Source organism: Paenibacillus oenotherae, assembly GCF_019443105.1.
Lineage (GTDB): Bacteria > Bacillota > Bacilli > Paenibacillales > Paenibacillaceae > Paenibacillus_Z > Paenibacillus_Z oenotherae.
In genome coordinates, this window is record NZ_JAHZIJ010000016.1 from 39,601 (window position 1) to 61,443 (window position 21,843).

General features: G+C 51.3%; 21 protein-coding genes. 14 read left to right on the forward strand and 7 right to left on the reverse strand.

The window, feature by feature from the left end; translation table 11 throughout:
* Positions 1-3: 3 nt before the first annotated feature.
* The 3 genes from K0T92_RS18645 (at position 4) to K0T92_RS18655 (ending at position 5,561) form a co-directional block, all read left to right on the forward strand.
* Positions 4-1,803 carry an ABC transporter ATP-binding protein gene (locus K0T92_RS18645; protein WP_219873991.1) on the forward strand — a complete coding sequence of 600 codons (1,800 nt, stop codon included), beginning with the start codon at positions 4-6 and terminating at the stop codon, positions 1,801-1,803.
* Positions 1,804-2,010: 207 nt separating this feature from the next.
* On the forward strand, positions 2,011-3,639 hold the full coding sequence (locus tag K0T92_RS18650; RefSeq protein ID WP_219873992.1) for a glycoside hydrolase family 55 protein: 1,629 nt from the start codon (positions 2,011-2,013) through the stop codon (positions 3,637-3,639).
* A gap of 113 nt (positions 3,640-3,752) precedes the next feature.
* On the forward strand, positions 3,753-5,561 hold the full coding sequence (locus tag K0T92_RS18655) for a glycosyl hydrolase family 28-related protein (RefSeq protein WP_219873993.1): 1,809 nt from the start codon (positions 3,753-3,755) through the stop codon (positions 5,559-5,561).
* Between the two features lie 41 nt (positions 5,562-5,602).
* Here K0T92_RS18655 and cysC read toward each other — a convergent pair whose 3' ends face one another.
* A complete protein-coding gene (gene cysC, locus K0T92_RS18660) occupies positions 5,603-6,232 on the reverse strand; it encodes an adenylyl-sulfate kinase (RefSeq protein ID WP_246628263.1) in 630 nt (209 codons plus the stop codon).
* A gap of 149 nt (positions 6,233-6,381) precedes the next feature.
* Between cysC and K0T92_RS18665 the strand changes: the two genes are divergently transcribed.
* The 6 genes from K0T92_RS18665 (at position 6,382) to K0T92_RS18690 (ending at position 11,764) form a co-directional block, all read left to right on the forward strand.
* Positions 6,382-7,320, forward strand: a complete 939-nt coding sequence (locus tag K0T92_RS18665; RefSeq protein WP_219873995.1) for an LCP family glycopolymer transferase — start codon at positions 6,382-6,384, stop codon at positions 7,318-7,320.
* An 84-nt stretch (positions 7,321-7,404) separates the two neighbouring features.
* A complete protein-coding gene (locus K0T92_RS18670) occupies positions 7,405-7,920 on the forward strand; it encodes a hypothetical protein (protein WP_219873996.1) in 516 nt (171 codons plus the stop codon).
* A gap of 344 nt (positions 7,921-8,264) precedes the next feature.
* Positions 8,265-8,684: a PilZ domain-containing protein gene (locus K0T92_RS18675; RefSeq protein WP_219873997.1), complete on the forward strand. Its 420-nt coding sequence runs from the start codon at positions 8,265-8,267 to the stop codon at positions 8,682-8,684.
* A gap of 81 nt (positions 8,685-8,765) precedes the next feature.
* Complete coding sequence (locus tag K0T92_RS18680) at positions 8,766-9,377, forward strand: FAD-dependent monooxygenase (protein WP_246628273.1); 612 nt, start codon at positions 8,766-8,768, stop codon at positions 9,375-9,377.
* Between the two features lie 664 nt (positions 9,378-10,041).
* Positions 10,042-10,971: an ABC transporter ATP-binding protein gene (locus K0T92_RS18685; RefSeq protein WP_219873999.1), complete on the forward strand. Its 930-nt coding sequence runs from the start codon at positions 10,042-10,044 to the stop codon at positions 10,969-10,971.
* Complete coding sequence (locus K0T92_RS18690) at positions 10,964-11,764, forward strand: ABC transporter permease (RefSeq protein WP_219874000.1); 801 nt, start codon at positions 10,964-10,966, stop codon at positions 11,762-11,764. Before K0T92_RS18685 ends, K0T92_RS18690 begins: the two co-directional genes overlap by 8 nt.
* A gap of 367 nt (positions 11,765-12,131) precedes the next feature.
* Here K0T92_RS18690 and K0T92_RS18695 read toward each other — a convergent pair whose 3' ends face one another.
* Both K0T92_RS18695 and K0T92_RS18700 read right to left on the reverse strand, forming a co-directional pair.
* Positions 12,132-12,566 carry a bactofilin family protein gene (locus tag K0T92_RS18695; RefSeq protein WP_219874001.1) on the reverse strand — a complete coding sequence of 145 codons (435 nt, stop codon included), beginning with the start codon at positions 12,564-12,566 and terminating at the stop codon, positions 12,132-12,134.
* 5 nt (positions 12,567-12,571) lie between these two features.
* Positions 12,572-13,555, reverse strand: a complete 984-nt coding sequence (locus K0T92_RS18700; protein WP_219874002.1) for a M23 family metallopeptidase — start codon at positions 13,553-13,555, stop codon at positions 12,572-12,574.
* Positions 13,556-13,703: 148 nt separating this feature from the next.
* On the opposite strand from K0T92_RS18700, the gene cls reads away from it, so the two are divergent.
* The gene (gene cls / locus K0T92_RS18705; protein WP_219874003.1) at positions 13,704-15,131 is read left to right on the forward strand and encodes a cardiolipin synthase; all 1,428 of its coding nucleotides are present in this window, start codon (positions 13,704-13,706) and stop codon (positions 15,129-15,131) included.
* Positions 15,132-15,240: 109 nt separating this feature from the next.
* On the opposite strand, the gene K0T92_RS18710 is transcribed toward cls, so the two are convergent.
* From K0T92_RS18710 to K0T92_RS18720, 3 genes are all read right to left on the reverse strand, one after another.
* Positions 15,241-16,473 carry an NAD(P)/FAD-dependent oxidoreductase gene (locus tag K0T92_RS18710; RefSeq protein ID WP_219874004.1) on the reverse strand — a complete coding sequence of 411 codons (1,233 nt, stop codon included), beginning with the start codon at positions 16,471-16,473 and terminating at the stop codon, positions 15,241-15,243.
* 118 nt (positions 16,474-16,591) lie between these two features.
* Entirely contained in the window at positions 16,592-16,813 is a 222-nt protein-coding gene (locus tag K0T92_RS18715) for a hypothetical protein (RefSeq protein ID WP_219874005.1), read from the reverse strand.
* The gene (locus K0T92_RS18720; protein ID WP_219874006.1) at positions 16,770-17,147 is read right to left on the reverse strand and encodes a YtxH domain-containing protein; all 378 of its coding nucleotides are present in this window, start codon (positions 17,145-17,147) and stop codon (positions 16,770-16,772) included. Before K0T92_RS18720 ends, K0T92_RS18715 begins: the two co-directional genes overlap by 44 nt.
* A 206-nt stretch (positions 17,148-17,353) precedes the next feature.
* Between K0T92_RS18720 and K0T92_RS18725 the strand changes: the two genes are divergently transcribed.
* The 4 genes from K0T92_RS18725 (at position 17,354) to K0T92_RS18740 (ending at position 20,925) form a co-directional block, all read left to right on the forward strand.
* Positions 17,354-18,766, forward strand: coding sequence for an asparaginase (locus K0T92_RS18725; protein WP_219874007.1), 1,413 nt, complete (start codon positions 17,354-17,356; stop codon positions 18,764-18,766).
* Positions 18,767-19,092: 326 nt separating this feature from the next.
* Complete coding sequence (locus tag K0T92_RS18730; RefSeq protein WP_219874008.1) at positions 19,093-19,254, forward strand: DUF1328 domain-containing protein; 162 nt, start codon at positions 19,093-19,095, stop codon at positions 19,252-19,254.
* Positions 19,255-19,342: 88 nt separating this feature from the next.
* A complete protein-coding gene (locus tag K0T92_RS18735; RefSeq protein WP_219874009.1) occupies positions 19,343-19,741 on the forward strand; it encodes a YflT domain-containing protein in 399 nt (132 codons plus the stop codon).
* Between the two features lie 101 nt (positions 19,742-19,842).
* Positions 19,843-20,925 carry an AI-2E family transporter gene (locus K0T92_RS18740; RefSeq protein WP_246628264.1) on the forward strand — a complete coding sequence of 361 codons (1,083 nt, stop codon included), beginning with the start codon at positions 19,843-19,845 and terminating at the stop codon, positions 20,923-20,925.
* Positions 20,926-20,960: 35 nt separating this feature from the next.
* Here the strand turns inward: K0T92_RS18740 and K0T92_RS18745 are convergent, their stop codons facing one another.
* Positions 20,961-21,824, reverse strand: a complete 864-nt coding sequence (locus K0T92_RS18745) for an AraC family transcriptional regulator (RefSeq protein WP_219874011.1) — start codon at positions 21,822-21,824, stop codon at positions 20,961-20,963.
* Between the last annotated feature and the right edge of the window lie 19 nt (positions 21,825-21,843).

Consider the following 21,843-nt stretch of genomic DNA (forward strand, 5'->3'; position numbering starts at 1 on the left):
ATTATGGAGCATATATGGTTCTACATCAAGAAGCTTCATACCTTCGCAGGAATGAAGCTGTATATCAATCTGCTCGGCATGATTGCCATCAGCTTCTTTGAAGGTTTCGGCATCTATTTGCTCGTACCGATGCTTAGCCTGATCGGCGTCATTGATCTGGCCATAGACAACATTCCATTTCTGTCCTGGCTGCCGAAGGTGCTGGGGGGCATCCCCGAGCGATTTCATCTGACCCTCGTTCTGGCGGCTTATATTGTGCTGATTATCGGTCAATCCCTGCTGGCCAGAAAGCAGAATATCATGAACAGCGAGATTCAGCAGAGCTTTATCCGCTACCTCAGAGTAAGCACATACAAGTCGCTGCTGCAGGCCGATTGGCTGTTCTATCTGCAGAAGCGCAGATCGGATATCAGCCACATTATGACCTCGGAACTGGCGCGCGTCAGCCAAGGCTCCACCCTTGCGCTGCGTCTGGCGACTACCTTCGTGTTCACGATGATTCAGGTTGCGTTCGCGCTGCTGGTCTCGGTTCAACTAACCGTGCTTGTTATGGCCAGCGGCCTGCTGCTGGCCGTGTTCTCGCGCAAATTTCTGAAAAATGCCAAAAAAATCGGCGATCAAACGACGGAGTTATCCCAGCATTATTACGCAGGAATTACCGACCACTTCAATGGCATTAAAGATATTAAGAGCAACCGGATGGAACAATCCCATCTGGACTGGTTCCGCAGTCTATGCCATAAGATGGAGCGGAACATTGTCAATTATACGAAGCTCCAGACGGCAACCCAGTTGATCTACAGCGCATCATCGGCTGTGCTGATCGTATTATTCATTTATTTGGCCTTTGAGGTGCTGCAGGTAAGGCCGGAGCAGCTTATGCTGATCGTGGTTATCTTCGCCCGTTTATGGCCGAAATTTGTGCTGCTGCAGAACAATATGGAGCAGATAATATCAACGGTTCCCGGATTCAAGAGTCTGATTGAGCTGCAGCAGGAATGCGATCATGCAAGCGAAATGAAGATAGGGGGGACGCATCTGCAGAGGCCTATTCCGGTCGAGCAGGGCATCCTCTGCAGCCATGTTCATTTTCGCTATGACCGCAGCAGTGAAGAGTATGCGCTTCAAGATATCAATGTGTTCATACCCGCCAACCGGATGACCGCTATTGTGGGCAAATCCGGCGCTGGCAAAAGCACACTCATCGATGTGCTGATTGGCCTGATTAAGCCGGAAGCCGGCGAGATCTTGATAGACGGCAGCCCTCTCGACAGTGAGCGGCTGCAAAGAATGAGAAGCTCGGTGAGCTATGTATCGCAGGATCCGTTCCTGTTCCATGCCACAATACGCGACAATTTGCTGATGGCGGAGCCGGATGCCTCGGAGGATGAGCTGTGGGAGGCGCTGAAATTCTCGGCTTCCGATGAGTTTGTCCGCAGACTTCCAGAAGGCATTGATACTATTGTTGGAGATCGGGGCGTCAGGCTGTCAGGCGGAGAGCGGCAGCGTATCGTGCTTGCACGGGCGATTCTGCGAAGACCGTACGTACTGGTCCTGGATGAAGCGACAAGCGCACTGGACAATGAGAACGAAGCCAAAATTCGCGCGGCGCTGGAGAATCTCAAGGGTTACATGACGATTATCGTTATCGCGCATCGACTGTCGACCATCCGATTTGCCGATCAGGTCATTGTGCTGGAGAGGGGCCGGATCGTACAGCAGGGCGGATTCCAGCAGCTGTCCGGGGAGTCCAAGGGCTCCTTCAGCCAGATGCTGGCGTATGGCGCAGAGCCGATTGCATAATGAACGGCTAAGGAGTCTTTAAATCGCCCGTGCAATAAAATGGTAGTTTGGCAGGCGCGGGAAGCGCTGTAGGCGGCAGTCTTCACTTAACACCCGTTAGCGGTTGCAAACATATAATGCTAATGTTCCGCAAGGAGGAGCTCTTCAAATTGATAGATTAGAGGAGGGCTTCGATTCCGGAATAGTCGATGCTAACGGAGGGAAAGCATGAGCATATATGTGAATGTAATCGACTACGGTGCTGCTGGTAACGGGACGACGGATGATACAAATGCTGTGCAGTCAGCAATTGAGTATTGCTATAGCAGGGGCGGAGGAACGGTATACTTTCCGTCAGGCAAGTATCTCATAGCGAAGATTAAGGGGACGGTAGCCATTCCGGCCAGTGATGACGGCTCGGTGATGGAGGGCTATGGTCTGCCGATGGAACCAGAGCCTGTCTATTCGCTTCCCTATTGTATTCGTATGCGTCCAAGGGTGAAGCTGGTCGGGGAGAGTGTTGGGTCGGTAACTCTCTTAAGCGATTACATTTATGGGCGGGCTGATCTGAATCAGAAAATTATGTTTACCTTCCTGGAAGAGGAGAACTTTTCTCTTGTGTATCATGGCATGGAGAATATAACGATCAATAAATCCTTTATTGCCTATGCGGCGCTGAACAATGTGTTCACCTTGTGCCAGTTCAACAGCGTGCATTTTCAACGCACTGCTATCGGGATCTATGCAAAGATTCTGGAGCGCTGCACCTTCGACGAGCTCGTGGCCTCGAACACCGGCTCTCTTCTTGTCGTAGGGGGACAATGGCGGTCCAGGAATGATGCCATAAATGAGCAGGGCGGTTTTGCTGACAAGTGCTACATCAACAAGATCACGTTTACGTTCTACAACACGATGGGAAACAACGAGAAGAATATTGACACTTTCTTTGACACGTACTTCTTCAAGACGGAGAACAATACGACACGGTTATCGGCCCCAATTGGAACGGTAAGTGTAGCCAAGAATCTCAAATATAGAGGGATCTGCGGTACTGCAATCAACATTTTGCCGCGTTACTGGAGACCGTCAAACAACAATGATTTCAACAATATCTTCTTTGGTGTTTCACCGCGATACGTTATCTATGGCGGCCAGCTGAAGGTGAGCAATTTCAGCAACATTAACATTGAGAGCTGTGGATATCAGGATAGTGCGAACCGGGTCAATCCAATCGGCGGCGGATGGGATGATCCGTATTTGGGCGCGAATGAGCGGATTCCGGCTTTTATTATGGGAGTCAGTGACAAGAGCAGCATAGATGAAGTACAGGCCCAGAAGGTATACGCCAAGCAGGTTCTTCCCTCCAATCTGAACTATTATGGTTTAGATGCGCCCAGTTCGAACAATAATTTACTAGTAAAGCAGCCTGCTCAAAGATCACAAGGGCTGGAGCTGGTAGAAGCAAGAGTTACGGATGCGAATCTCTTGACGAACGTCAAGTCCAACTACAATTTCGTCGGAGAGACGATGACACGATCCATTAATCCTGTTAATGGCTTCTGTACAACTACGTTCCAATTGCCGACAGGCAACTCCTATTTAGTGAGAGTGACGGCGAAAGCCAACGGTACCACTGCCAACAGCTTGCTGCAGCTCTGCATCATCAATGTGTACCGGGGCGAGCAAGGCTTCAATATTCTGAATGTCGTCAAGCTGGGAGAGCCTTTCTACGCTGCAGGAGGGCCGATTACGCCAACGGATCTGACAGTATCGGATCCGGATATAAGCGGTAATGTTACGCTGATCGCAAAGAGCAAATCAATGGTTTATTTTGAGATTTATGCTTCAACCATCTAATCTGCCAAAGTGAAAATAGATCGGTACTGCGCAAGCTGGATAACCTGACAGTAAGCTCTGTCAGGTTATCCCAATGTGTCGTGCAGCAGGGTCTACTGACAGGAGGGCTTGAAATGGAAGACAAGGACAAGGACAAGAAGCTGCGCATGAACAGAAGAGAATTGCTAGGGATTATGGGTTCATTGGGCGTTGGCCTGGCGGCTGGATCATCATTGCTCAGCGATACATTCGCATCAGCCGAGGCAAAGCTGGCGAAGGCGCTGCCGGCGGATGCCAAAAATATGGCTGCTGCTAAAGTGCAGGGCGACAATACGAATATCGTCAGTGTGACGGATATTGAATTCGGAGCAGTCGGGAATGGAAGAACGGATGATACAAGAGCGGTCCAGAAGGCGATCAATTATGTCAGCAACCGGGGAGGAGGAGTGGTATACTTCCCCCCCGGCACCTACAAGATTGCTTCAACAAGCAATGATGGCGGCAAAACGAACCGGCAAATGGAAATACCGGCTGGCGATAACGGCAAGGCGGATAATAGCGCTCCACTGCCGCTTGAGAAGAAGGTCAAGCTGCCATATTGTATTCAGATGATGCCCAACGTTGTTCTCGTTGGCGAGTCGGACATCTCTTCGAAATTGGTCGGCGACTATGTATACGGAGCTGCTGATTTGACGCAGAAGGTGATGTTCGCGCTGCTCGACAGCACGAATGAAACAGCCTATAATCACGGGATGGTCAACCTGTCGATATCGAACACATTCCTTGCCTATGCGGGGCTCGACAAGACGTTCGCACTTTGCCAGTTCAAGAATTTGAAGATCAGACATTGTGCAATCGGCATCTATGCCAAAATATTGGAGAGATGCATCTTCGAAAGTCTTAATATTGAATTTACAGGCGTGGGCATTCTGGTAGGCGGACAATGGCGAACGCGGAATGACATTCATTATGAAGAGGGCGGGTTCGCAGACAAATGCATCTTTAGAAGAATAACCTACAAATACAATAAGAAGCTGTCCGAGAGCGCAAAAATTGACAAGTTTTTTGATCAATATTTTTTCAAGGAAGCAAACAACACATCACGTCTGGTGAAGAAAAATCAAGGCGGCGTTGCGACTCTTATGAAATACCGGGGTATAGCAGGTGTGTGCATCGCCATTCTGCCCCGGCACTGGCGGCCGAGCAATTCCAATACGTTCGAAGATTTCTTCATTGCCAACACACCGCGTTACGGCTTCTATGGGGGCAATGTCAGCAGCAGTGTGTTCCAGACCTTCAACTTCGAGAACTGCGGCTTCGATGACGGCGTAGGAATCGGATCAGGCAAAGCTGTCGATACATATCTGGGCAAAGGCGTCAGAATTCCGGCCTTTATTATCGGGCTTGATGCGTCAAGCATGCTTAACCATATCCACTTCCAGGCATGCTTTGCGGACAAGTCGGTTGATCCTGTGCCGCAGCGTATCGGTTTGGACGAAGGAGCGGGGAATGATTTTCTAAGCAGGCAGAGCATTAATAAGATGAATACGCTGGTCGTCGAAGGCACTCTCTCGGCGAATCTGAAGTCCAATTACAATTTCATGGGCGAGATGATCTCAGAGGTGGTATCACCAACGAACGGGGTCTGTACGTTATCGATAGGGCTGCCTGTCGGCAAGTCTTACTTGGTGAAAGTGATGGCCAAGGTTAATGGCACGGTTGACAACAGCTGTCTGAAAATCTGCATCATCAATATTTATGTCGGGGACAGCGGATACAAAATTTTGAACGTCGTCGATGTCGGATCGCCGACCTACTCCTCGCAAGGGCCGATCTCTCCCAATGATCTCACGGTATCGGCGCCGGACTCCTCCGGCAATGTCAAAGTAAAGGTGAGCAGCACGAATAAAGTGAAGTTCGATATTACGGTGCAAGCGATGTAAAGAGGAATGAACGTTCAGGAGGCAGCATATACTCCCTCAATCTAGGGGGAGTATATGGCGTTCCCCTCCATGAAGTAATGGCGTGATTCCAATTGCTCCAGCAGCAGCGCAATGGATGCCTCAATCGTCAGATGCTCGGTATCGATGACAATATGGGGATGGGCCGGAACGTCATATTGTGCCGAAATGCCTGTGAAGTTCGGAATCTTGCCTTCCCTTGCCTTGCGATACAGCCCTTTGGGATCCCTTCTCTCACATTCCTCCAGTGAGCACTTGATATAAATTTCCAGAAAATCCTCCGGCTCGAACATCTCGCGCACCATCTCACGATCCTTCTCATTCGGCGAGATAAAAGCAGCGATCACGAACAGGCCTGCATCGACAAACAGCTTCGATACCTCTCCGATCCGGCGGATATTCTCCTTGCGGTCCTCCGGGGAGAATCCGAGATCCTGATTCAGTCCATGACGGATGTTGTCCCCATCCAGCACATAGGAGGAGACTTTCCTTGCGAACAACGCCTTCTCCAAGGCAAAGGCAAGTGTGGATTTGCCTGAGCCGGACAGACCGGTCAGCCACAATGCACAGCTTCTATGCTGATTGCTGATGCAGCGATCCTTCCGATTAATATTAGAGTCATGCCAGGTAATGTGATTGCTCTTAGGTTCCAATTGCTCATCGCCTCCATAGCGAATACTTTTTTTTAGTATCAATGCTACAATTTGTATCATTCATACTCTTAATGTAACCCATTTTACCTATTAATGCAATACCTGCAGCACCATAGCAAAAGACTTTTGTAGGATAGGGGATAGTAGAAATGAAGCGGAAATGGAAGAAGATTATGGTCTGGTCAGGCTGTATTGCTCTATGCATGCTATTAGTCGCAGGAGGCTATGTCTGGCATCTGTACAGCTCGGTCGAGAAGGTTGCTGCGCAAATCTACGAGGAAGCGGCCAAGCCGATCTATGTGAGCAAGGACCCTGGGGTCAAGCAGAGGATCGTGCCTGTCCAGTTCAAGAACCGGGAACCGTTCAATGTGCTTATATTGGGTGTGGACGAGCGCAAGAACGACCGGGGGCGGTCTGATACGATGATCGTGCTGTCCGTCAATCCTGCCAAAAATTCCATGGTGATGTTCAACATTCCCCGGGATACGCGAACCATAATTGCAGGGCGTGCAGCGGAGGATAAAATCAATCACGCATACGCATTCGGCGGAATTGAGATGTCCATTCATACGGTGGAGCAATTCCTCGATTACCCTATCGATCATTATATGAAGGTAAATATGGAGGGCTTCGCCAGATTGATCGATCTGATCGGCGGCGTAGAGGTCGATAATCCGCTGTCCTTCACCATCAACGGCCATCAGTTCAAGAGAGGCGGTCTGTCGCTGAATGGTTCCGATGCACTACTGTACTCGCGGATGCGCTACGATGATCCTAAAGGAGACATGGGCCGCAATGACAGACAGCGCGAGATTCTTCAACAAATAATGCGGAGCTCTATGAGCTTGTCCAATATAACCCGTGTGCAGGATTTGCTGAAGGAAGTGGGCGACAGTATTAAGACCAGCATCTCATTCGATGATATGAAGACGTTCATAGCCGAATACAGGCCGGCTGTGAATAGAGTCGAAACGGTCGAAATCCAGGGCAAAGGCCAGACCATCAACGGAATATGGTATTACATCGTTGGGGAGAAGGAGCGCGGCAGAATACACCGCCTGCTTAAGAATCATCTGGAAGCCAATTAACGCGGCCTGCTCTGGCAATGTCATAAACGGGAGCCTTGTCTCATAAAGTGAAGTAGCTTCATAATGAGGAGGTCCCGGTAAGGTATGCTGAGGAAGCAGCGGCGGATAGGCCCGTTTAGGTTGAAGCTGTTTATCGCTCTATTAATTGTTGCAATAGGCTGGATGACCTGGCATAACATAACCTCGATGTTCTCAGAGGGCGAGGATCCTGATGCGCTCAAGCTTGTGAAGTCGTTCTATACGTTCGAGCAGGCAGGAGATTTCGGAAGCTCGTGGGAGCTTTTTCATCCGCTTATGACAGCCTATTTCGACAAATCCACCTATATTCAGCGGCGCGCTCATATTATGATGCAGGATTTTGGCGTGAAGACGTTCGAGTTCTATGCGAGCGAGCCCAGGCTTGTGACCAACTGGCGGATGAGCAAGGAATCGGAGCCTTTCGCGGAGGCATACGAGATCAGAGTGACTCAAATCTACCGGAGTCCCTTCGGCAACTTCGAGCTGGTTCAGCCTTGTTATGCGGTGGCGGTGTCGGGAGAATGGAAAATGCTATGGTCGTATGAGGGAAATGAGGAAAATGATGAGAAAAATGAGAAATAACGCTTGACACGATACGTAATGTATCATAAATTAAAGAGGAAATGAATCAGCGGGCAGGCATTCATGTCTGCTCCCGTGGCAGATCAATGGGGAATTTACGGATAGCATGCCAATCGAGAGGGCTCTAACAGCCTAAGAGGAGGCGAAGCTGCGAGAAGAGGTACAGTCCAACTGCAAAGGAAGGGCGTTGATGGCATAATTCTGCTTATATCTAGGCGGCATTTTTTTTATTCTATTTGATACATTATGTATCTTATGCGGGATGACGGGAATAGTATCGAAATCATTAGGATTGAGGCTGAATAAGCATGAAAGTGAATTCGAATTTTGTGAAGAGATCCCGCATGCGCATTCGTATACATAGCGGGGTTGAAGCGACGATATCGATCATCGATGTTCTCGGCAAGCGTACAGAATCGGGAGCGACTCGGGTCATGCTTCATGATCTGGGCCCGTACGGGATGCAGTTTCTGACCCATCTTCGATTCCCTGTCAACAATGATTATGTGCTTCGAGCGGTGATCGCATTAGGGGACTGGCAGTTCAGTGTCATCGGGAATGTCAAGTGGCGGCGCAGGGAGGAGAATCAGTACAAGTATGGCTGTGAATTTATTCCGGACCGCACGCTCAGGCTGGCCATCGTCCGGGCATTAGGCGAGAAGCTTCGCGAGATGTCTCCCCGGGAGCAGCGCATCCATGATCTCTACAGACGAATGTCGGAGCAAATGGAGGGCGTCGGCTATCATCTGGACATGAGGCGTTGACGAGTCTGCTCCATCCAACAACCCTGAACAGCAGTAGTATGAAGGGTCACGATAAGTTTCAGGGGGGCGCTGGGCGTGGAGATGGCAGTGATTGGGGCGGGACATGCAGGGCTGGTGACGGGGATTTGCTTTGCCCGGCTTGGCCATCGCGTTGTATGCATTGATCGTGACGATGAGAAGATTAGTGAACTGTCAGCTGGGCGCTTGACCATATATGAAGAAGGACTTTGCGAGCTGCTCAGGCAGCAGGCAAGCGAGCATCGCCTGTTTTTTGCAAACTCAATGACGGCTGTCACATCAGCAGATGTGGTTATATTGGCAGTGGGGACACCACAATTGCCCCGAGGGGACAGTGATTTGAGCGATTTGGAGGCGGCTGTTCGTTCATTCTCCATATATTTGTCAGGCTACACTTATGTCATGACGAAGAGCACGGTTCCCGTCGGAACCCATGCACGGATTGAACAGTGGATCGCTGAGACGACGACTGAACCCTTCGATGTTGTAGCCGTACCCGAATTCATGCGGCAGGGCTCGGTTGTGCGAGATATGATGAAGCCGGAGCGTATCGTAATCGGAGCCAGCAACCCCAATGCTGCAGAGGTGGTAGCCGGATTGCATCGGCCATTGACAGAGCAGGTCGTGCTGACGGATTGGCGGGCTGCGGAGAAGACCAAGCAAGAGTCCAATTAAAGCTGCCAAACATTCATGAAGGCGCTTACGTGCGTATCAGCGATACCGAGGCCCTTTTAAACGATTGCTTGTAAGCGTATTCACGACAAAATAAGCTAATAAACGGCTGCTATCTATTGACATCCCTCGATATTTGTCATATTCTAAGAATAAATTGATACGATATGTAACATAATCAAATAATTTGATACATAAAGTAGAATATATGGGTGAAAAGGAGAGGACAGCGAATGCAAGTTAAGGATCGGTTTTGTTGTGTTAGCTGCGGCAGCATGTTTATGTGTAATGAAGCGGATATTTTATTTAGAACCGGATTTTTCCGGGGAATACATCCGCTGGGCTGTTGTAAATCCTGCAGTTCTACATTGTCGAGGGAAGATATGCTGGAGTGCGCTGAAACAATGGCTGGGCAAGGAAAGCCAAGTGTCCTGCATATCTCGAACAATACCCAATATAACGATTCTGCTGCGCCTGAGGTCATTTACTCAACAAATTATTTGGCCGCATACTTGTAATTCCGATACCTGTCCAATCAGTGGAAGTGCACTGACGGGGCAGGTATTATTTTCTCTAGAGGAACTTCCAATCGCTTTCTTCGTTCAGTATAATAGACAGGATGCATGCCCAGGCAAGCATTACCATCGCCTGAACAGGAGGAATTCCGGTGGAGTTTAATGAAACGGGCAAGCCAGTCGTCCAATTAAAGAATGTGACCAAGATCATTGGGAAAAGGAAGATTATCGACGGGCTGTCGGTTGATCTGCAAGAGGCTGAAGTGTTCGGCTTTATTGGTCCCAATGGTGCAGGGAAGACGACCACGATACGAATGATGGTCGGATTAATTTCGATAACAGACGGTGACGTTATTATTCGCGGCCAGAGCATCAGGCACGACTTTGAGAAGGCCATCCGTCATGTGGGGGCTATCGTCGAGAATCCGGAGATGTACAAATATTTGACCGGTTATCAGAATTTGCTTCACTACTCAAGAATGGTTCCAGGCATTACACGACAGCGCATAGATGAAGTGGTGGAATTGATCGGACTGAAGGCGCGCATTCACGATAAGGTGAAAACCTATTCGCTTGGCATGCGGCAGCGGCTTGGCATCGCGCAGGCTATTCTGCACAAGCCCTCGCTGCTCATATTGGATGAGCCGACGAACGGACTTGATCCCCAGGGCATACGCGAGCTCCGTGATTACTTGCGCAAGCTGGCCAAGGATGAGGGCATTACCGTGTTCGTATCCAGCCATTTGCTCAGCGAGATGGAGCTGATGTGCGATCGGGTCGTGATTATCCAGAACGGGCAGCTCATTGACAACCGTTCCATCCGGCAGACTGCGATTCCGGATACGGAGGCGCAGCGTGTATTGTTTGAAGTTGACCGGGCTGAGGAAGCGCTTGAAGTGCTTCAAGGACAGACAGCGGGCCTTTATCAGGGATTGCTGTGGGTGAATGCCGATCGTGAAGAGGTGGCGGCGATCAATGCCAGGCTGATTACGGCAGGCTTCAAGGTGTATGCGATTCGTGTCCAGAACAAGTCGCTGGAAGATCAATTCCTCGAAATGACTGGAGGCGAACGAATTGTTTAATTTTTGGCAGCTGGTGCGCAATGAGAACCTGAAGATCTACAGCCGGATCCAGACATGGTTTATGATCGGTTTTATCGTCATTCTGCAGATCGGCTTGTCCGCTCTGTTGAAATTTATTCCTAGCGAGTTTGAGCCCATCAGCTGGGCGGCTATGTTCGAGCAGACCTATATCCTGTTCTTCTTTATCGCGATCTTTACCGTCGTTGTAGCGGCGAACAGCGTGGCGAACGAATTCAGCAGCGGGACGATCAAGCTGCTGCTCATTCGACCCTGGAGCAGATCCAAAATTCTGCTATCGAAATATGTAAGCATTCTATTGTTCGGATTGCTGCTCGGTGCGATCATGTTCGTGCTAACATTGGGGGTTAATCTGCTCCTGTTCCCCTTTGACAACAGCAATTCTGTTGTGCATGAATCCTTCGGATCCGTAAGGGACATGAGGCCTATCGAGTACATCCTCTTATATTACGGCAACAAATTTATTGAGCTGGTGATGCTCGTTACGATCTCGTTCATGATGTCAGCTGTATTCCGCAGCAGCGTGCTCGCTATTGTCCTATCCCTGCTTATTCTTACATCAGGCATGGGCATTGCCCGCATCTTGTTCGCTCTGGGCTATGAGTGGGTGGACTATGTCTTGTTCCTGCACATGAACTTCGTTCCATACCTGGACGGCGCGCCGCGCAAAGAGGAGTTCACCCTTCCCTTCTCCATGGCAGTTTACGGCGTATACTATGTGATTTTCATAGCTACTACATGGTTCATATTCAACAAAAGAGACGTGTCGTCATAGAAACTGGGCCGCACCTCTTCTCCATGTGTTTGGAAAGCAGAGTGACGGAGTAAGAAGCCTGCGAATGTGCATGAATTTTGGTTGCAAGACGCCTTAATGATGAAATTCCTGCGATCGTGCATGAATTTGAGACAAAATCGGGCGATAAGGAGAAACGAAGGTGAAATGCCTGCACGCTGGCAGGCATTTCACCTTCATGGGGTCAGAAACGAGCAAATACATGCCGTTTCGCAGTTTTCGCCTAGCTGGCATGTCTCGGCGTTTGAATGACGGATCGTCCTCTGGCGAGGAGTACGTCAACAGTCAGTCCCATGATCGAGTGGGAGCTGAGATTTCCCATCAGGACTTTCTGGACAGCTCCGCTGTATTATCCGGCCTGCAGCGCCTTCTCTTTATTCGCTCCATCCTTGCTCTGCTGGGACTCTGTCCCTGCTGATCCACGCGGCTTGGCATCCGCGGTCCGCTCCATCCGGCAGGTGCCGTTGAGCTGGCCGCCCTCCTGAATAAGCAGCATGCCTACGGTGGCATTGCCGTGAAGCTGTCCGGTTGCCGTAATGGTCAGGCGGCCCTTGGTTGCAATATCTCCGTAAATTTTCCCGGCAATCGTCACATCACTGGCAGTAATGCTGGACTTCGCAATTCCGCATTCCCCGACAATGACTTCACTTCTGCACTCGATGTCGCCCCAGTATTCGCCCTCGATGCGAATGCCGGCCTCGCTGATCATTTTCCCTTCCATATGTGTTCCTTGTCCGATCAAGGTATCGGTTTTTGCAGCGGGTCTCTTATTATCCTTGAACATTGGCATTAGTCCTCCTTCACCAGTCGCAAGTATTTGAGCGGATTGACAGGCTCATCATTCTGCATAATCTGAAAATGAAGATGGGGGGCGGTGCTTCTTCCCGTTGTGCCGAGAAGGCCGATCTTCTCGCCCCTTACTACGGTATCGTTTCGTTTGGCCTCCACGCGCTTTAAATGATAGTAAACCGTCTTGAGATTGTTGCGGTGAGTGATTACGATATAATTACCTTTACTGGCATTGGAGCCTGTCTCAGTTACAGTACCGTCAGCGGCTGCGAAGATCGTATCTCCTTCATCTCCGCTAATATCAACTCCCGCATGGAAGGTTGAGCGGCCGGTAAAAGGATCCTTGCGGTAGCCGAAGCCAGACGTTAGCTTATGCGATTGAGTGGGCCAGCCGGATGGGATTGCCGCGAGCTGGGCCCGGCGCAGCTGAGTTTTGCGGAGGGAATCCGCCATCGTAACGCCCATCGCGTCAACCAGGCTCGCAATCGCGCGAAAATCAAGATCGGATTGGGCAGCCAGTTTGGCCATAGTGCGGGCTGCATCATCGGCTGAGGCAGAGTAGCTGCTGGTCGATACCTCCTTCCTGGGGACATTCACCGCTTCTGTCGGACTGACAGTGCGGCCGTATGTTTCTGTGAATTTCTGCAGCTTGGTTTCGAGCTGCTTCAGGTCGGTGAGCTTCGTCTTCATCTCTGTGGACTGCTTCTTCAGACGTTCAATTTCGAGCTTGAGTGAGACTACGCTCTCGTCCTTCTCCTGAATCGTATGTGTGTAAGCATTCACTTGGGCTGTCATAGCCTCCTCCACATAGGCAAGCTCGTTAGCGGAGCGAAGCTGGAGCAGGGCGATGCAGCTTGATACCGCAAGCACAGCGGCGGCTGGTGCAGCGACGACCGATCGTTTCGACACACGGAATTGTTTGACGTTCTGATCCGCGTCGCGCAAGACCAACAGCGACCACTTTTTCTTCCGGGTTCGTTTCAATAGGCGTTCTCCTTCCGGCCGGCAATGAGTTTGAACGTTCTATAGCTATTTATTCTTAGAAGCCAAGAAACATGCCAAATAATCGGCGCATACGACAGCAGCTCGGAGTTAAAACTATACATATTTCAAGGCTGACAGGGGCGAAGCTATGATCTGGTTCACACTGGCATTTCTCATTTTTATCTTCCAAATTGCTACGATTCTTATATTGGAATTCCGCCATCCATCCAAGACCGTCGCATGGTTATTAATTTTATTTATTTTCCCGATTATCGGCTTTGTCATGTATTATTTTCTGGCCAAAGAATATCAGCGCCGCCGGACGGTTCGCAAAAGCCGTGTCGTGGCGGAGGAGATACGGCTGCAGGCGCTGCTGCGCTGCAAGCTTGTCAATCGCCCTACTGATATCAACAGCGGACAATTCGCCCACCAGGAACGATTGTACCGGATGCTGCAAAGCATGTCGCTCTCGCCGATTACGAGCTGCAATGAGACGCAGGTGCTTACGAACGGAGAGGAGACCTTCCCTGCCATATTGGCTGCGATAGAAGGCGCGAAGCATCATATTCACCTGGAATATTACACGATCAGAGATGACGGAATTGGCCGGAAGTTCAAGGAGGCTCTGATCAGGAAGGCGCATGAGGGGGTAGAAGTACGGGTTATATACGACGGAGTAGGGAGCCTGGAGCTCAGCAATCAATACTTGCGGGATTTGCACCAGGCGGGCATTGAAACGACCTGCTTCCTGACACCCCGGCTGGCTTTCTTCGACAAACGGATGAATTACCGCAATCATCGCAAGATCGTCGTCGTAGACGGTCTGATCGGTTTTGTCGGGGGGATCAATATCGGGGATGAATACTTGGGCGGCAATAAGAAGCTTGGCTTCTGGCGTGATACCCATCTGCAGGTGAAAGGGGACGCGGTTTATTTTTTGCAGGATATCTTCATGAGGGACTGGTGGTTCACCACGAAGAAACGGCTGAGTGATTCCGCTTATTTGCCGGAGCATGCATGCGTGTCAGAGGAGCAGGTGCAGATTGTATCGAGCGGTCCAAGCAGCATCGCGGACACCATATTGGAGGTCGTGTTCTCGGCGGTATCGGTGGCGAAGACGAGAATCTACATAACGACACCTTACTTTATCCCCGATGCCAGCGTGCTGATGGGGCTGAGAACAGCAGCGCTCAGCGGCGTCGATGTACGGCTGATCATCCCTTATGTGGCTGACTCCAATCTCGTCCTGTATGCGTCTCTGTCCTATGTGGAGGATATGCTTGCTGCAGGCGTGCGAATCTATCGCTATAAGAAGGGGTTTGTCCACTCCAAAGTGCTGATCGTAGATAACCTGATCGCTTCTGTAGGCACAGCTAATATGGATATGCGCAGCTTCTTCAGCAATTTCGAGCTCAATGCGCTGTTGTTCGACCAGTCCGCCATTGATAAGCTGGAGAAGGATTTCATTCAGGATATGGAGGACAGTGAAGAAATCCATCTGCATTCCTTCAAGCAGCGGCCTCGCTGGCAGCGGGCCAGCGAAGTCATCGCGAGAATGCTGTCGCCGCTTTTGTGAATTATGATTCAAGGAAAGCTTGAGCAAGGCCAGCCGCTGGAGCAACAACAAAACCCCATCGCTTGCACAGAGGCAAGGGACGGGGTTTTGCTGTTGTGCCCGGGAGGGGCTATATGCGTTTCAGTATGGACGGTCTGTCGAGTCTGACAATGGAGGCAATGGGATGATCCTCCCCGCGTATGAGGCTGCGAAGTATAGTTGCGGCAATCATGCTGTAGACGGAGCCGTTGCCGCCGTAGCCCAGACAATAATAGACTCCCCGACAAGCGGGATCCATGCCGATGAAGGGGAGGTTGTCCCGCGACTCGCCGAATGTTGCTGTCCAGTCATAAGCGACGGGCGCATCCAGTGTCGGGAACAGTTGCATAACCTGCTTGTGCAGCTTGTCCGTTCTCTTGTGCCGCGACTGCTCGCTGCTGGTAGGCTCAGGCTTCTTCTCATCCAGGCCCCCGGCAATAATTCTCCCGTCAGCTGTTGTCCGCATATATAAGTAAGGCCGTGCAGTTTCCCAGATGAGAAACCTTTCATGCCAGGTAGCAGCATTCTCTTGCGGCTCTGTGGCGATAGCATATGTACGATTAAGTTCAGCAGAGATCAGATGTCCGCGAAGCTCCTCCGGCTCGTAGCCGATGGCATAGATAACATGGTCTGCCTCCACTACAGCTCCAGCGCCTGTCTTCAGGCGGTGCACGCCATTATCGGTCGTATCATGGGCGATAATGTCCGTATGCTCATGAATGGCGAGACCGAGCTTCGATGATGCCCCGGCAAGCGCATGAACGAATTGGAACGGGTTAATCTCGGCGTCTCCATGCGTAACCATTGCCCCCGGCTTGCGAAATGGGAAGTGCTGCATAATTTGATCCGGTTCCCAGTATTCGACCGGAAATCCATTAGCCAGCAGCGCTTCATATTCACGCCGCAGCTTAGGCACATCCTGCTCTGTGCTTGCATAATACAAGCTGCTTCTCCGGCTGAATCCGGCTGCCGTCCCCAGTTCAGAAGCAATATGGCCGATTTGCTCTATAGCTCCTCTGCACGCTCGGTAGAATTGAACGGCATCATGCTCGCCGATCTGCTGAATTAACTCCGTGAGCATAATATCATTGCAGAATTGCAGCAAACCCGTATTCACCGAAGTGCTTCCTCCAGCTACTTCTCCACGCTCCAGTATAACAGCATTGATGCCGGCCTGGGCCAGAATGTATCCGCATAGAACGCCGGATATGCCTCCGCCTATAATTGCAACACGGTAACGCACGTCGGATTGCAGAGGCGGGTAAGAATGGAAATCCGGCAGAGTCGTTGGCCAGTAAGCTTCACCATAATAGAGATCTTTCATTGCGCTGTACCTCCCGTTGCTTATTATGCCCAATAAGCCTAATATGTTGAGTAGTAATGAGAATATACGAGATGAGGACAGAAAAAAGAGGGGTTTCCCCCTCGTTATTCATGGATGATTATTCTTGAATCGGATCAGGAATCCAACCGTCCTCCTGCAGCTGTGAGTTGGTCTTCATGCCTTTCATATCGTTGCCAAGGCGCCTCATATCCTGCTCATCTTGAACCATGGAGCCGTTCTTGGCTTGCTCGATGGGTGCGGATTTGCGTCCCGCTTGACCTGAGGCAGGCTGTGAATCAGGATTGAGACCTTTCAATTGCCGCTCCGTTCGATGATCCATTGGGACTCACTCCTTCTTCATTTCGTTTCATATTCTGGAAGACATGTGCCGTTTGTTCAGCGGCAGCAGCCACTTTATTTGCCGCAGCTTTACCGATTTCATTAACCCGGGTGCTGACATCACTGGCTTTATCCTTCGCTTGAGTGGCTAATGTACCTGCATGCTCGCGAGCCGCTGAGGAGAGCTCGGTTGATTTGCGGCGAATGGTCTCCCTCATATCCTTGCCTGATTTGGGTGTCATCAGCAATGCAGCTGTAGCGCCTACCGCACCGCCAATAATGAGACCTTTCCACAATTTATTACCGCCTGCTTGTCGATTATTCACGTTTTCCATGATCGTCAGCTCCTTTATTTGAATGGTAAGAGTATGGCATAGAAGCAGTGGCTTCCGCCTGGTTGTATTCCTTCATGTCTCTTTTATACCCGCACCCTATGGCGTTTGAAACGAACGGCTGCTGCAACGAATAGGTTAAATGGGATTGAGGAAACGTAGAGATTGAGCTGATAGATAGATGGAATGGCATTGGAATGGGGGCGGTAATGATGCCGGATGAGGAGCCTGGGGATGGCGGCGAGCGGTTGGACGTAGAGTTGAATGGGGATGAGAGTTTAAGCGATGAGGAGCAGGAAGGATACGGGAGCATGAGTGGGGATCAGAACAGATACGGGAGCATGAATGGGGATCAGGACGGATACGGGAGCATGAATGGGGATCAGGACGGATACGGGAGTTTAAAGGAGGAACGGAAAGAGGACGTGGGCTTGAAGGGGGAGCAGGGGGGATACGAGAGTTTGAATGAGGAGCGGAATGAGAACGAGAGTATTGGGGAGGAGCAGAGTGAGGATGAGAGTATGAAGGAGGAGCAGAGTGAGGATGTGAGCATGAAGGTGTTCGGCGAGGCTGGTTCAATGAGGGTAGAGGAACGGTGGAATGAAGTGGATGAAATTGGCGGGCTGCCTCTTGTGGTTGCGACAAGGGGCGGCATGGCAGAGAACGTCCATCGCGGGCATGTGGCTGTCGTGCGGGCAGACGGCAAGCTCGTTGCTGCGGCAGGGAATGCGGATGTGTGGACGTTTATGCGGTCAACAGCCAAGCCGATTCAGGCGATTGCCGCTATATTGGCCGGAGCTGTGGAGAAGGCCGGGCTGGATGATGCGGCTTTGGCGCTGATGTCTGCGTCCCACCAAGGCGAGGCGGAGCATATGGCGGTACTGGAACGGATGCTAGTGCAGACCGGTGTGGCAGAAGAGGAACTGATATTTCATGAGACATTGCCGAGCGGGATGAAAGGGCGGCATGAGTGGCAGCAAGGAGGCGGGCAGCCTCGCAAGCTGTACCACGTATGTGCAGGCAAGCATATCGGCATGCTTGCCCTCAGCAAGCAGCGCGGCTGGCCGCTTGACAGCTACTGGCAGCCGGATCATCCTCTTCAGCGCGAAGTGCTGCGCATAGTGAGCATCTTCGCAGGTCTGCCGCCAGAAGCCATCCGCCTTGCAATTGATGGCTGCGGCTTACCTGTGTTCGCGATGCCGCTATGGCGCATCGCGCTCGCCTATGCACGGCTGGCCGCCCAGCCAGAGGCATGGGCGGACACCGCCGTCAGAGCCGCGGCTGCGCGCATTGCCGCGGCCATGAACAGCCACCCCGCCCTCGTCGAGGGCTCCGGGCGGCTGGCCACAACGATGCTTGGCGACGGGAACGTCGTCGCCAAAAGCGGTGCGCAGGGCATCTTCGTCTTCGCCTTGCGCCAAGAGCAACTGGCCGTCGCCATCAAGATGGACGACGGCACTGAATCCGCTTGGCCGCAAGCTGCCTGCGCTGTGCTGGAGCAGCTGCGCATCGGCGGCGAGCTCGCCGAGCGCATCCGCAGCGGGTTCCCGCCGTCGATTATTAACGACGCGGGTCAAACGGTCGGGCGCCGCGAGCCATGCCTGCGGCTGCGCCTCCTGTAGCATCCGTGCAGCTTGCTTGTAGCATGGAGCGCCTCTTCCTGTATCTGGCATATCGTCCTGGCAAAGAACCTCCTGCCCCACATAGCTCATAGCTAGTGGGCGCAGAGGTTCTTTCTTCATATTTTGGCATGGCCTGAGCTGGACCCGCGCATATCCTAGACACATTATCCGCAACACGGGTTTTGTCCTACAGCGAGTAAGCCTGGGCCCGCTTCTGGCTGCCCTGCGCTTTCCTTCGCAGCGTTTCAGTCTTGCTGCCATTGGTGTATATGCAACATAGAACGATGCAAGACGAGTCCAAGTCCACTAAGAAAGGGTGAGCGTCTATGTTAGGATGGGCAGTACTATTTTTCATTGTTGCAATTGTCGCTGGAGTGATGGGATTTTTCACGCTGGCATCAGCGGCGGCGGGCATAGCCAAAATCTTGTTCTTCGTATTTCTGATCTTGTTCGTCGTCTCACTTATTTTCGGAAGAAGACGAGTCTGACCTAAGCTTCACAAGCATGGCAGAGATTCGAGCTTACAACAGACACAAAGCGGGTACGAAACCCGCACATTAAGAGGAGGAATTAAAAATGGCGATTACGACTAGAGTGACAAGTGTACATGCGGTGAGTACGATTCATGAGGCGAGAGAGCAGTTGGACAGCTATATCCGGCAGGGCTATACGAGAGACCAGCTGTTCGTTCTGACACATGAGAAGGATCGTACAGAGCGAATTGCCGAGCAGACCAATGCCGAGCAGATCGGCATAAGCGAAGAGGGAATCGGAACTTCGATTGCGAACATTTTCCGCTCTCGCGGTGCTGAACTGCGGGCCAAAATGAGATCGGTGGGCATTAGCGAGTCAGAAGCCCAGCGGCTGGAAGAAGAGATGGACCGTGACAAAATCGTAGTCATTGCCTGGGGCGGCAAGCCTTATGAGGATGATGAATACGATCCGGACATCATGTACTATCCGCCGATTATATAGCCATCAGCCACACATCACACATCATGCTGCTGCAGCAAGCGAGTAGACCGTTCATCTGTGAACGGTCTACTTTTTGTAGACAGGAAGAGGAGGGGGAGCCTTTGCCGCAAAGCCGGTTGTTTCGCACATGCATGACAATAACCGTGATGCTGCTCATTATTTTTTTGTTATCCAAAGTCAGCTTCTTGTTCCAGCCGATCAAGGCGATGTTCCACCTGCTAATTGTTCCTTTTATGCTGGCTGGCTTCTTCTATTATTTGATGCGCCCGATTGTCCAGTATCTCGTTCATCGCAAAGTGAACCGGATAGCGGCGATACTGCTTATTTATTTGGCGATGGCTGCTGTTGTAACCCTTTTTGCTATTGTCGTATGGCCTGCTTTAATGAAACAAATCCATACATTCGCAGAGGGGGCTCCTGCATTTATTGAGAGCTTCAGAGAGCAGATAGAGAGGCTGCAGCACAATCGTCTTGTCGCCATGTTCAGTCCCGATCAGTCTGATCTGTCAACCAAGCTGTCGGAGTATCTGGATCAGGCCATTACAGCAGCATCGGATTATGTGTCGAATTTCATTGCCGCCGTGACGAACTTCTTCATTGTAGTTGCCACAGCGCCGATTATTCTGTACTACATGCTCAAGGAAGGTGAATCGATACCGAGATCGGTGCTCCATCTCATTCCGCGGCGATACAACAAGGATGGGCAAGAGGTGCTGGAAGAGATTGACGGGGCATTAAGCGGCTTCATTATAGGCAGAGTTATCATTACATTTTTACTGGGCGTCATGATGTATGCGGGATTTATGCTGATCGGCCTGCCGTATGCGCTGCTGGTCACCGTGATTGCCACCGTACTGAACATTATCCCCTACATTGGGCCGATTCTGGGTGCTATTCCGTGTATTATCGTCGCTTTCATCGATTCGCCGGCGATGGTGATCTGGGTAATCATTGTCACCATTGTGACCCAGCAGATCGAAGGGAACCTGCTGTCGCCGCATATTTATGGCAAGCGGCTCGATATCCACCCGCTCACAACGATCCTATTGATGCTGATTGCAGGCGAGCTGTGGGGAATTGTTGGCGTTATCCTGGCGATACCGATCTACATGGTGCTCAAAATCATTATCGTACGCCTGTACACGCTGTTTCTCGCGGAGAAGGTGGAGGAGCTCGTCGAGTAGCGCCATAGAGGCGCCATTCAACAAAGCCGCCCGATCTACAGCTGTCTCATCGCCTCCCGATAGGCGCTTGGCGGCTGGCCATAGAACCTTCGGAATTGCTTGGAGAAATAGAGCGGGTCTTGAAAGCCGGCAGAAGAAGCGATCTGTTCAATCGTCAGCTCCGTTCTTTCCCGCAGCAGCAGACGTGCCTTGTCCAGCCGCAGCTTAAGCAGAAAGGTGACCGGTGTCATGCCGGTCTGCTGCTTGAACAGTCTGGATAAATAAGCGCGGTTGTAGCCGAGCGTATCCGCCATACTCTCCATTGACACCGGCTCGGCATACTGCGAGGAGAAGTAGCGGATGACTTGCCGGGACAACGCCTCTTCATCCTCGACCGCCGTCATTAAGCGATCCCCGTTGTCAGCCGCCAATGCAGCATATTCAGCGAACAGCAGCTGCAAATAGCCCGTGGAGCGCAGCAGCACAGAGGAGGGGGCCCCTCTCTTCCTGAATGTTCGCTCCATATTGCGGAAGAGAACAGCGATCCTCCGGTTGGTGCCGGTATCGACTATGGGCTGTGCCGCTGTCAGTCCCACTGATGCGGCAAGCTCCCCTGCATCTCGCCCCTCGAAGGCGATCCAGCGATAATGCCAAGGATTATCCCCATGGGATTCATAGCTGATGAGCTGCTCCGGCGGTATGAGAAAGGATTGCCCCGCACGCAGCTCATAGACTTCATCCCCGCATGTGAAGGTGCCCGAACCCGACAAAATATGATGCAGCAGGTAGAAACTATATACTTTTGGACCTATCCGGTGGTTCGGTCTCGTCTGGCTCTCACCTGTGAATAATACATATAAATTACCATGCAGCGCAGCTGCAGGATTCGATACGACGGTATATCCCGGCGGTCGCTCCATTCCCTGAATCCTCCTCATT